The organism is Wolbachia endosymbiont of Nomada ferruginata (assembly GCF_001675785.1).
GTDB classification, from domain to species: Bacteria; Pseudomonadota; Alphaproteobacteria; order Rickettsiales; family Anaplasmataceae; genus Wolbachia; species Wolbachia pipientis.
Map to the genome: position 1 here is coordinate 1 of NZ_LYUY01000032.1, position 12397 is coordinate 12397.

The 12397-nt window shown below is 36.1% G+C and carries 10 protein-coding genes and 1 pseudogene; 5 read left to right on the forward strand and 6 right to left on the reverse strand.

Features of this window, described 5'->3' with window-relative positions:
• Positions 1-10: 10 nt before the first annotated feature.
• The 3 genes and pseudogenes from BA053_RS02780 to BA053_RS02795 all read right to left on the reverse strand — a co-directional run bounded on the left by BA053_RS02780 (position 11) and on the right by BA053_RS02795 (position 5547).
• Entirely contained in the window at positions 11-1099 is a 1089-nt protein-coding gene (locus BA053_RS02780) for a coiled-coil domain-containing protein (protein WP_245611044.1), read from the reverse strand.
• A gap of 171 nt (positions 1100-1270) precedes the next feature.
• Positions 1271-2820: pseudogene (locus BA053_RS08560) on the reverse strand (AAA family ATPase).
• A gap of 66 nt (positions 2821-2886) precedes the next feature.
• A complete protein-coding gene (locus BA053_RS02795) occupies positions 2887-5547 on the reverse strand; it encodes a valine--tRNA ligase (protein ID WP_065094858.1) in 2661 nt (886 codons plus the stop codon).
• Positions 5548-5812: 265 nt separating this feature from the next.
• Here BA053_RS02795 and BA053_RS02800 point away from each other — a divergent pair, with 265 nt between their 5' ends.
• On the forward strand, positions 5813-7048 hold the full coding sequence (locus tag BA053_RS02800; RefSeq protein WP_174525406.1) for a hypothetical protein: 1236 nt from the start codon (positions 5813-5815) through the stop codon (positions 7046-7048).
• A gap of 53 nt (positions 7049-7101) precedes the next feature.
• On the opposite strand, the gene BA053_RS02805 is transcribed toward BA053_RS02800, so the two are convergent.
• Positions 7102-7617, reverse strand: coding sequence for a gamma carbonic anhydrase family protein (locus BA053_RS02805; protein WP_065106731.1), 516 nt, complete (start codon positions 7615-7617; stop codon positions 7102-7104).
• 144 nt (positions 7618-7761) lie between these two features.
• On the opposite strand from BA053_RS02805, the gene secG reads away from it, so the two are divergent.
• The 4 genes from secG (at position 7762) to BA053_RS02825 (ending at position 10600) form a co-directional block, all read left to right on the forward strand.
• The gene (secG, locus tag BA053_RS02810) at positions 7762-8082 is read left to right on the forward strand and encodes a preprotein translocase subunit SecG (protein WP_007548880.1); all 321 of its coding nucleotides are present in this window, start codon (positions 7762-7764) and stop codon (positions 8080-8082) included.
• On the forward strand, positions 8082-9695 hold the full coding sequence (locus BA053_RS02815) for a CTP synthase (RefSeq protein ID WP_065106732.1): 1614 nt from the start codon (positions 8082-8084) through the stop codon (positions 9693-9695). Before secG ends, BA053_RS02815 begins: the two co-directional genes overlap by 1 nt.
• Positions 9696-9721: 26 nt before the next feature.
• Positions 9722-10036, forward strand: a complete 315-nt coding sequence (locus BA053_RS02820; RefSeq protein WP_065094862.1) for a hypothetical protein — start codon at positions 9722-9724, stop codon at positions 10034-10036.
• 153 nt (positions 10037-10189) lie between these two features.
• Positions 10190-10600 (forward strand): nucleoside deaminase, encoded by a 411-nt coding sequence (locus tag BA053_RS02825; protein ID WP_065094863.1) that lies wholly within the window; start codon positions 10190-10192, stop codon positions 10598-10600.
• 193 nt (positions 10601-10793) lie between these two features.
• Here the strand turns inward: BA053_RS02825 and BA053_RS08315 are convergent, their stop codons facing one another.
• The gene (locus tag BA053_RS08315; protein WP_255356237.1) at positions 10794-10925 is read right to left on the reverse strand and encodes a hypothetical protein; all 132 of its coding nucleotides are present in this window, start codon (positions 10923-10925) and stop codon (positions 10794-10796) included.
• 167 nt (positions 10926-11092) lie between these two features.
• The gene (locus BA053_RS02830; protein ID WP_082942376.1) at positions 11093-12358 is read right to left on the reverse strand and encodes an MFS transporter; all 1266 of its coding nucleotides are present in this window, start codon (positions 12356-12358) and stop codon (positions 11093-11095) included.
• Positions 12359-12397 lie beyond the last annotated feature (39 nt).

Consider the following 12397-nt stretch of genomic DNA (forward strand, 5'->3'; position numbering starts at 1 on the left):
ATGAGTAGGGTTATGTTAAAGAGGGAATATGCTTGAATTTACTTGTTTCCGGACAACCTCTTATCAACAGTTGCGCAAAATTCACTTGTTTTTCTTTCTCTTTCAAAAAATCTTCTATTTGACTGTCTCGTTCTAAAAGTGAATTTCTTAAACTTTTTACTTCATTATTACAATCTTTTCTTATCCCATCTAACTCAAAAGATTGATTTTTAATTAAACCATTTGCTTCATCTAACTCTTCAAATTTCTCTTTTAATTCTTTAGATAAATTTTTCTTTTCTTTGTTGACCTCTTTAATTTTACATTGTAGCTTATCTAAGTTTGCATGCAGCCTTTCTTGTTCTTCACGTAATTCCTCTACTTCTTTAGAAAGTTTATTTTTTTCCTTATTCAATGCCTCTACTTTTTCACTAAGTTCATGTTTTTTCTCACGTAGTGCCTTTTGTACTTCACGTAACGTTTCTATTCTATCATTCAACCCCTTATTCTCTAGCTCTAAATGTTTATTATCATCCACTTCCATCTTCAGCTTTGCAATAAATCTACTTCTTTCTTCCAACTGTTTCTTCAAACATGAGATTTCAAGTTTTAATTTCTCTTCCTGCTCATTAAGCTTACCTATTTCCTTTCTTGTTTTGTCCAATTCATTGTCTATTTCAAACGTACGATTCTTTGCTGTTTCTAATTTTTTCTCTAAAGATTTTTTTTCTTCAAGAAGAGATTCTCTCTCAACTTCTGACTCATTTACTTTCTGATCCAATTTTTTTACTCTCTTGTCTAAATTTTGCTTTTCTTGAGTTAATTCATGTTTTAATTTTTCCACTTCTTTGTTTGCAGCTTCTTTTTCCAGAGTTATTTTATTTTCTAACTCTTGCTCTTTCTGAGCGAATTTATTTCTCTCAACTTCCAGTTTCTTATTATTACCAATTATTTTATACGAAAGTGCAAGCACCAAAACAGATAATGTAGCTAAAGCAAGAATTAGAGGAAGAGGCACATTAGAAGTTACAGTAAGTGCTAAAGATGTAAGTAACGTAAGAGTAGCTAAGGAACTAGCTATAAAATAAAATGCGTTAGCTTTGTTAAACAAATTGCTCATTACTCCCCTCCCCCCCACGTTCAGCAGTCTTGTATATATTTATTAAAATTCTCTTATCTGTGGAGGAATTATAGTGCTGCACCTACAACAAACTTTCCTTTTTCAGCCTGCTAGCTAAAAAATGACTTAGACCTTATGTATCGAGTGTACCATTGTACTTATAATGTCTAGTTAGCTATTGATCGGGGTAGAACATATACTGGTATATCCAGAATCACATAAAGCGTCATTCAGGTTATATGATGGTCTGGATGTGTATTGCTGTGATTCTCCTATAGAATTTTCAATTTTCCCGTTAGTCTGCTTATTCGACACCTTTTTAATATTATGAGTCTTCTTAAAACTTCGACAAATAACCGCAATCTTAGTATTGTTAAGTACTTTACTTCCACAATCTTCTATTTCCTTTAATAAACTAATCAGATTTGCTGGTGAAAAATTCTCATTAGTATTGCGTAAAATTGTGTCAATAAATATATTTTGCAATTCTTTCTTCTGAAAATACTCATTTATTATTTTTTTACGTGTGTCTGTGTCTAATGTAGGAATCTTAATGTGTATGGACAAACGACCTCCCCTAATAAGTGCCCTATCTAAAACACCTAAGTGATTAGTTGCAGCAATCACCGTCACACCTTTTCTAGATTCAAATCCATCCAATTCAGCTAATAAATTATTTAAAGATTCTACATTATTATCACTGCGTATTTTGCCAATGCTATCAATTTCATCTATAAAAACTATACAAGGAGTGTTTTTTTTGCTTTCTCAAAAACCTTATTTATATTTGACACATTAAGCAAATCAGATCCAGAAACACTTATAAATGCAGATTTGAATCTAGTTTCACTTGCAATCGCCTTAGCAGTCATAGTCTTACCAGTTCCTGGTGGACCATACAAAATGTATCCTTCTCCATTTTCTAGAGCATCTGGTTCATAAATCATCATCAACTTTTGTTTTATATTGTTTGGAAGTATAACATCATCAAATGTTATCTTTCCTCTTTCTTCATCTTTTTCATAAAACTTCATCCGCAGCTCTTCTTTTACTTCAACTTTCTTTATGAGACTACCAAGCCTTTCTTCTAATTCCTCTTTTGTTATGAGACTACCAATTAGCTTTTCCATTTCATCGCTAAGCTTCTTACTTAGCTCTTTCATTTCACCTTTTGTTGTAGCATTATTAGCTTGCTTTGAAATTTCATCTAATCTTGCCGTGAAACTACTAATTAGCTCTTCCATTTCACCTTTTGTTGTAGCATTATTAGCTTGCTTTGAAATTTCATCTAATTTTGCCGTGAAACTACTAATTAGCTCTTCCACTTCATCTTTTTTTGCAGCACTACCAATTAGCTTTACAATTTCATTGTATTGACTACTAAGCCTCTTATTTAGCTCTTTTAGCTTTTTGATTTGAGGCTCTAAGCTTTGTATTATATTTTCTTGCTCTTTAGCTAATCCATTTTTTTCATTAGGTTCTGCTTTTTGTGCATCAAGCTTTTTATTCTGGCTGATCATTTTACATGAAAGTGCAAGCACCAAAATAGAAAGTATAGATAAACTCAAAGCAACAGGAAGAGCTACATTAAAGGCTGCAATTGGAGATAAGAATGCAACATAAGGAGCAACAGCAAGTGTCCCAGATGCAAGCAATACCAAAGTAGCAAGAGCACCAGCTATAAGATACGGTGCATTGGCTTTATTATATAAATCCCCCATTATTATTCCCTCATACTAATAATGATTACAATAGCATGGATATTAAAGGAAGTAAAGCTATAAAAATCAGTATAAGTCTATATTCACTATGTATTTTCCGTCTTCAGTTTCAAGCTCAGACTGCATCCACTCTATCGTTTCCGCATTGCAAACTGCCTGCAAATCATTCTGTGCGGATTGATTCAATTTGTCCTCTCGTAGATCTGCTTTTATCATCAACTTTTTTATCAGATGCTTAACTGATACATTATTATCTGCCTTTATCTTTCTGATAATGTTTAATATCTGAATAACATTATCTCCCATTTCCTCTGAATATTTATCGTAGATAAGTTCTTCTTTGCTCGGCCAATTACTTTGATTGTGTAGAGAATTATAACTATACAACTGGTGGTATATCTCTTCTGTAATGTAAGGCAAGAAAGGTGCAAATAACCGCAAAATAATATTCAGTACATACGCCAAGCTTTGTTTTGCACTTAAACTGCTTCCATACGCACGTTTTTTTACTAATTCCAAGTAGTTATCACAAAAATCCTTCCAAAAAAATTCTTCTACTGCACTCAAAGCTTCGCAGTATTCAAACTGTAATAGGTTATTCGTTGCTCTTTCTATAACTTTGTATAACTTAGACAATATCCACTTATCCATTGTCTCGTGAGCAGAATTTATGCTCATCACTTGATGCTTTTCCATGAACATGGAAACAAACTTGCTAGCGTTCCAAAGTTTTGTAACTAGGCGCTTGCCAATTTTGAATATATTTTCAGAGTAGACTGTATCAACTCCAAGCCTTGAGTTCGCTGCCCAATAGCGCACTACATCAGCTCCATAAGTTTCAAGTATTACATGAGGAGTGATGATGTTACCCTTTGATTTACTCATCTTTTTCTTATCATCTGCTAAACACCAACCGCTGATCATAATGTTTTTCCAAGGTAAAGAATTTGCATGATAATGTGCCTTTAAAATAGTATAAAAAGCCCAAGTTCTTATTATCTCATGGCTCTGGCTGCGCAGATCTGCAGGAAATATCGTATCATAGCGATGATTTGGTAAGCTAAACTCACTGTTTACTGCCAGTGCACTCAGTTGAGGAGTAATTGAACTTGTGGCCCAAGTATCCATTACATCTTGATCTGGGATAATCTCTTCTTTGCTATACCCTTTTGGCAAGTCTTTGAGTGGATCTATAGGCAGGTTCTTTACTTCAGCTAGAATAATTTTGCCTTCTTCACCCTTACGTTTGGAATACCACGCTGGAAATGGCACACCAAAATAGCGCTGCCTTGAGATGCACCAGTCCCAATTTAGTCCTTCTATCCACACTTCCATGCGTTTACGCATAGTAGCTGGATGCCAATTGCATTCTTTTACTTTATCTAACACTTGAGCTTTTTGCTCTAAGATCTTGATAAACGATTGATAAGTAGGCAATATCTCAAGTGGTGCACCAGATCTTTCTGCACACTTAACAGAATGAGAAATGTTAGTGCTTTCTATCAAAAGTCCTTTTTTAGTTAGGATTTCGATCATCCTCTTTCTTGCTGCTACAATTTTTAGTCCATTTATTTCATTTAGTATATCGTCTGTCATCTGAGTAGCTGACACTGGGATCCATTCTTCTTTCTGATCACACCCACCCTCTTTTGTCATCTGAGTAGCCCTTTCTCCTGTCATCCCAGTAGCCCCTATGGTGTCATCCCAGTGCCCAGACACTGGGATCCATTCTTCTTCTTTCTGACCATACGCTGACATGATATCTTCCTCTGTCATCGCTGGCATTGGCTCTTTTTCCTGGATTCCAGTGTCAAGCACTGGAATGACATCATAAAGGCTTATTCTCCCATCCTGATCGATGATAATTTTCATCGGTAGATTATGCTTTTGCTGCCAATATATGTCGAGTTCATCACCGAATGTACAACACATAACAAGCCCGGTGCCTTTATCTATTTTAACCTTATCATCTGCTATTATTGGAACTTTCTCCTCTGTTATTGGCACTACCGCTGTTTTTCCGATCAGATGAGTGTAGCGCGTATCCTCTGGATGACAAAAAACTGCAACGCATGCTGGAAGTAGTTCAGGTCGCGTAGTTGCAATATTGATCTGCTCATTTTCTTGAGTAGAGAAAACTATCGTATTTAAGGATGACTCAAAAACTTTATCTTCTATTTCTGCTTGCGCAATCGCGGTTTTATCAACCGGGTCCCAAAGGATGGGCTGCATTTTTCTATACGCATATCCCTTATTATATAGATCAATGAATGACATTTGAGAAAGCGTCACAGTTTCCTTGCTGATCGTGTGGTATTCCAAATCCCAGTCATAACTAATGCCAACCGATTTAAATAATTCCTTAAATTCCTGCTTTGATTTCTCAATAACCTCATGGCACATTTCTATAAATTTTTCTCTGCCAACTTCTTTTGCACGGGTTTTATAGGTTTGTTCAACCAATCTTTCAGTGGGAAGCCCGTTATCATCAAACCCAATTGGGTAAAACACATCTTTCCCCAGCATGCGCTGAAACCTTGCAATAAAGTCCGTGTGGCAATAGCTAAATATATGGCCAATATGGAGTTTTCCCGATATTGTCGGTGGAGGTGTGTCTATAGTAAAAGTGTTATCCTTTTCACCATTCCACCTGTAAACTTTACTGCCTTCCCATAATATGTTGCATTTGTCTTCAATTTCTTTAAAGCCGTATTTTTCTTTTAACATAAATATTTCTCAATTTTAAACCTTAAGCTAGCAACGTTATACCGCCGCGGTATCTCTAGATCCCGCTAACAAGCAGCGGAATGACGATGGTCGGTAAACCTAAATTACTTTAGCTATAGCACAATTAAGTAAATACGGCAATTTTACGCCAAAATTTTTTGTTTACGAACATAAATTTTCTATGCTATGATAAAAATATTACTTGACCTTAGGTTCTAAAGGTATTATGTGATGTTAATTATATATATTGAGGTTTAATATGTTTATGGAGATTAATGGTACAATAAAGGTTATCAATAATGAAATAATGCTTATTACAGCGCAAGATGATTTTAAAAAATTTCAAGAGTATGAAAACATTTCAAGTTCTAAAAAGTTTTATGCGGGTTTTTCACTAGGTAATAAGCAATTATATATTACCGGTTTGTTTGAAAAAGAAAAAAAAAATCAAGAAGATAATATTGTAATCATGCCTATATCTTCAGCTAACGAACAAGGTAGCGGAAAAGCTTCTGCTACCGTAGCAGCCATAAAAGCCCTGTTAGGCCTTGATGATCAAAAAAAAGAAGTTAAGGTGCAGATGCTTAAACATCCCAGAAAACAAGTAGAAGAATTGAAAACTAAAACACAAGAATTACAAGATCAATTGGACACAGCTCAGCAGGAAAAACAAGACTTAGAAGCTGAAGTGGAAAAACTAAAGGCAATAGATTCTACAGCGTTACAGCAGCAGTTAGAAGAGAAAAATGCTAAAATAACAGAATTGGAAGCATTAGATGCTGTGGCGTTACAGCAAAAGTTAACAGAGAAAGAGAATGAAATAACAGCATTAAAAGCTCAACAAAATACACAAGAAGTTGCGGACTTACAGCAACAGTTACAAGCTAAAGATGATGAAATAAATAAGCTAAATGATCAAGTTCAGCAGTTGCAAGCAGCACCAAATGATACTGCTGCTCAGTTAAAAGCTAAAGATGATGAAATAACTACACTAAATGCTAAAATTCAAGAACATGAACAGCAAGTTGATACATTAGCTGAAGAGAAAGCTAAAGTAGAAGAATTAAATACTAAAATAACAGAATTGGAAGCATTAGATGCTACGGCGTTACAGCAACAGTTAGAAGAGAAAGATGATGAAATAACACAATTAAAAGCTCAAAAGGGTGCAGTTGAGCAGAAAAAAACAGACTTACAAACTAAATTGACTGAAGCTAAGAAGAAAAATAAAGAATTAGAAGATAAAATCAAAGCAATTCAGCAACCAAAACAAAGCAATGGAGCGAAGTATACCGCTACTGTTGGTATGGGTCTTGCTGCTGGACTGATAGCATTTACTGCACTTGAACGTACAGTTAAGTTAGAGATGTTAGTAATGATTGGTATAGCAGTAGCATCTGCACTCGTAGCCGGTGGTATTACATATGCAGCATTACCTAGTACTCAAGTGAATAGAGCGGAAGTGCAAGGAGTAAGTGGGGGAAAAAACAAGGTAGCTTAACACAGTTTGTTGAGCTGAGACGTACGTGTCAAGTAAAACACTTGACGCGAACTTCAGTTTTTGTATTCCTTCATTAACATAATATAATTTTGTGCCGACTGCGCGATATGTTTAATTTCTTCATTCGACATCTTTTTGAAGAACTTTGCTGGCCTGCCAGCCCATATTTCCCCACTTTTTATTACTTTTCCATGTGTCACTAGCGAGCCAGCAGCTACCATAGCTTCAGACTCCACAACTGCATGGTCCATCACGGTAGAGCCCATACCAATAAACGCTTTATCATGCACCGTGCATGCGTGCAACATACAAAAATGTCCCACTGTGACCATACTGCCAATAATTGTGTCACCACCTGGGTTTCTATCCACATGAATTACCGTTCCATCTTGAATATTTGTTCCATTACCTATTTTTATTGATCCAACGTCCCCTCTGATTACACAATTAAACCAGATGCTTGCATCTCTTCCTATTTCAACCTTGCCTATGATATGCGAACCACCTGCGATGAAAGCACTTTCGTCTATTTTTGGTTCATAATCTTTGTATTTTAAAATGTGATACATATTAAGCCCAAAGTCTTATGCATATGTTAATCAAAATAAGGTAGGCAGTAAATATATACTTAGGTCTCAAGCTATTTGGGTGACAGATGTTCTTGACTTACGTGCTTTGTACTGCTAAAATTTTTATTTTCAGCCCTATCTATAATGTCAGTAGCGGTATTAAGTATATTTCAAATAATATTGGTTGTTGTGTTAGTAATTTTAGTGCTCTTGCAGCCGCCTGGAAGTAGTTCGTTAAGTGGTTTTAGTAATACACAACAGGGGGTCAATTCGATGATTCCGGTGAAATCTTCTGAAAACCCGCTCAGCAGAATAACGGCTATTGTTGCTGGATTGTTTATTATAAACACATTGCTATTGTCAGGATTATGTTCAAAAGACGTACATAAAAAATCGATCGCAGAAAAAATTATATTAGAAAAAAAGCAAGAAAGTGAATCTACTTCTGTTCCATTTGAAAATTAATGAAGGAAGCTAAATTTATCTTTGTCACAGGTGGAGTTGTGTCATCGCTTGGTAAAGGCTTAGTTGCTTCGAGTGTTGGTGCGCTTCTTCAAGCTCACGGTTTTAAGATCCGTATCAGAAAACTTGACCCGTACCTCAACATTGATCCTGGGACAATGAACCCAACTCAGCACGGAGAGGTGTTTGTTACCGAAGATGGTGCTGAAACTGATTTGGATCTTGGGCATTATGAGCGTTTTACTGGAATTAAAGCAACAAAAGATGACAATATAACAACTGGTAAGATATATCATGAGTTATTGAAGAAAGAGAGGCGTGGTGATTATCTGGGCAAAACTGTGCAAGTCATTCCTCATGTGACAGATTTGATCAAATCGTTCATTTTTAATGGTACGGAAGGTTTAGATTTTGTAATATGTGAAATAGGCGGAACTGTAGGTGACATTGAAAGCCAACCATTTTTGGAGGCTATACGCCAAGTTAACTACACATTAGGAAAACAAAGAGTTATCCTGATTCACTTAACTTTAATACCATATCTTACCGCAGCGCAAGAATTAAAGACAAAACCAACGCAGCATTCAGTTCGAGAGTTAAATTCCGCGGGGTTACAACCAGATATTATATTATGCCGCAGTGAGAAAGAAATTTTCGATAATCAAAGAGAGAAAATAGCTAAGCTTTGCAATGTTTCTTTATCTAATGTGATACCTGCCCCTGATGTGAGTCATATATATGAGTTACCGGTGTTGTATAGCAAATGTGGGCTCGATACGCAAATTTTGGAGCACTTTCATTTAAGTAAGCCAAAACCAAGCTTGACTGAATGGGATCAAATAGTGCACTCTATAAGGCACCCAACACAGGAAGTTACTGTATCTATAGTGGGAAAATACACCGAATTCCCTGATGCGTATAAATCACTAGTTGAAGCATTAAATCATGGTGCGATTAGTAATAAAGTCAAAGTAAGGATAAATTGGGTTAACTCAAGAGAGAAGGAAGAAAAACCTATAAATGAAAAACTTATAGGAGAGAAATTACAGAATTCTCATGCAATCCTTGTCCCAGGGGGGTTTGGTGATGACGGAGTAGAGGGTAAAATATTAGCAATAAATTATGCCCGTACAAATAATATCCCATTTTTCGGAATTTGCCTTGGTATGCAGCTTGCAATTATTGAGTTTGCTCGTAACGTTATTAAGCTTGAAGATGCACACTCTGAAGAATTTCATAACTGTAAACATCCAATCGTTAAGTTAGCTGGCGATCAAGATGACGATCTTGGTGGAACCATGAGACTTGGGGCATACAAATGTAATATAAATGCAAACTCTAAAATGATGGATGCATACAGTAACACTACTATTTCAGAAAGGCACAGACATAGATATGTAATCAATTCAGATTATAAAGATGATTTGGAAAAAAATGGGCTGCTATGCAGTGGCATATCAGAAGATGGAACGTGCATAGAGGCAGTGGAGTTAGAGAGTCATCCGTGGTTTATTGGTGTGCAGTTTCATCCAGAGTTTCAATCAAAGCCGTTTTCTCCTCATCCTCTTTTTGTATCATTTATTGAAGCAGCGGTTGGTAAAAACATAAAAATTTGATAAATAAAACTAATAGAGAAGGTTAGGTGTTAAAGGATTTTGTATCTTTATATGAGTATGTAAAAGAATTATTAGAATACACAGGTGCTGACAATGTCAGCGAAGAAGAACTAGATAAACTGGAGGATAAAGCAATAGTAGCTGTAATACTGGATATAGAAGAAAAATATGGTGTAAGAGAAGCAAATCAATTCAAATCGATAGAAGAAATAAAAGAATATTTAAAACGGGAAACAGATAATTATCATTCAAAGCAATTAACTAGAATTCAAAGTGAGCATGATTATACAGGCTCACATAATACATCCTTGACTAACGTTACTCCTTATGAATACAATTAGCTAAGTGATGAAGGCTATATATCGCCTTGTGAAGAAAATGTTGTAGTTGTTGAGTCAAACCCAAGTAGTAAAATTTACGACTTACGGAGGATAGAAAAATTAAAAAAAGAAAATTGTATCTGTTGAAAATAACAAGTGTTCAAGTATCAATATATGGAGCTTGCCATAGAGCAAGCCAAACTTGCTCAGAAAAATGGTGAGGTGCCAATAGGTGCTGTAATGGTTAGTGGAGACAATATCATCTCCTCTGCACACAATATATCTAACGATCCAACTGCACATGCAGAGATGTTAGCGATCAGACAAGCATTTTCAACTTCCACGCTTTGTGATACTGATATGTACGTAACATTAGAACCATGTCCGATGTGTGCTCAAGCTATTTCCTTTGCCAGAATTAAACGATTGTACTTTGGAGCTTATAATCCAAAAGGTGGAGGAATTGAAAATGGTGCTAAGATATTTCAATTTTGCAGCCATATACCTGAAGTTTATGGTGGAATATTAGAAACAGAATGCTCTTTTTTGTTAAAGGATTTTTTTGAGAAACTAAGGAACATTTGATAAATCGTCATGCTACTTGTTTTCCGATACAAAATCGTCATCCCGCTACGTGTTAGCGGCTAGATACTGCGGCGGTATGACGTGGTTGTCATTATTCCGCTACTTGTTTTCCGATACAAAATCGTCATCCCGCTACGTGTTAGCGGGATCTATGCTAGGAGATACCGTGACGGTATGGCGGTTAAGTAATTCGTCATTCCAGCGCGTGACGCACAACTATACAAACATTGTCCACCAGCAGGGTGTCATCCGAGTAGCTGACACTGCCCTCCTTTGTCATCCCAGTGCCCAGACACTGGGATCCAGAAGACTTAATTTTAACCAAGTGGCTGCATAATAAAGGCTGGATTCCAGACTGGAATGACAGCAGTCCTACGTCATACCGTCACGGTATCTCTAGATCCCGCTAACAAGCAGCGGGATGACGGTTGTCAGGGTGTCAGCTACTTAGATGAAACCCTTTCCCGGTCTATCAAATCACATAGGAGAAAACTAAGACCAATCAAATTTCTTATCTTGCGGTTTTATTTGCAATATTGCTACCACACTGACCAACAAGCAGAAGACTATATAAAGCCCAGCAGCAAGGTTTGTTTGAGGAAATGTTACAGTCAACCAAATACAAACCATAGGAGTAAATCCTCCATGTAACGCATAAGAGATATTGCGTGATAAGCTCACACCACTAAATCTAACATTGGTAGGAAAGAGTTCAGATGCAACTATTCCTATGGGAACTATACCCCTTTCTATTATAGAGAGAACCATTACGCTCAACGCAATCACAAGATAATTTTTATAGTAATATGCAATAGATAACGCAGGACAACACAGTGCCATTGTAATTGCTATAAATAAGATTGCAGTGCGCTCTTTTCCAACTTTATCAGCCAACATTCCAAACGCTATTGAAGATATCGGCATTAATACACTGGTTATAATCAATACAATTTCGTTGATATATGTTGTTACATAAACATCCACTGATGCTATTTCCTTTGCGAGAGTTCGAAGAAATATGGTAAATCCAACAGCAACATTAACAGGTACAGATATTAAAATAGCAAGTATAAGAGCTCTCTTGTGGCGTTTTATAAGCTCTATTATTGGCAAATCAGGTAAATTTCTTTGTTTTCGATTTTTTTCATATGCTGGAGTTTCTCCCAATGTGTATATGCTATACGCGCTAATTAATCCTAAAATAGCTGAGAAAATAAATGGCAATCTCCAACCCCAGGTACAAAAATCAGTAGTTTTTTTGCAGATAATCACTATCACCGCAGAAAGCAAGACGCCAATGGAGCGACCAAAACCCATCATTCCAAAATACATCCCTAAGTTCTCTTTCCTACTGGATAAATGCTCTATAAGATAAACAGAACTTCCTTGTTCACCACCAAGTGCAATTCCTTGTGTTATATGGATTGCAAGAAGCAATATAGTAGAAATTATACCTACTTGATTGTGACTTGGAATAAATGCAATGAGACTTGATGGTATCGATATTAGCAAGATAGTAATTATTAATGCTATCCTCCTTCCATACCTGTCACCAACGTGACCAAATATGAATGCACCAAGTGGCCTTACAATTGCACCTAGCCCTACAATTCCAAATAATTGCAGTATGTTACTGTAGACATCTTTTGCAAAACAAAACTCTCTGCTGATTATGTTAATCAAATCAATAAAAAGCATGTAGTCATACCATATTGCGATTCTGCAGAGTATGGTTGATATCAACACCCTTGTTTGCACTAAATTCAATTCGTAAATGTTTGCTTATTCTATTCTGGC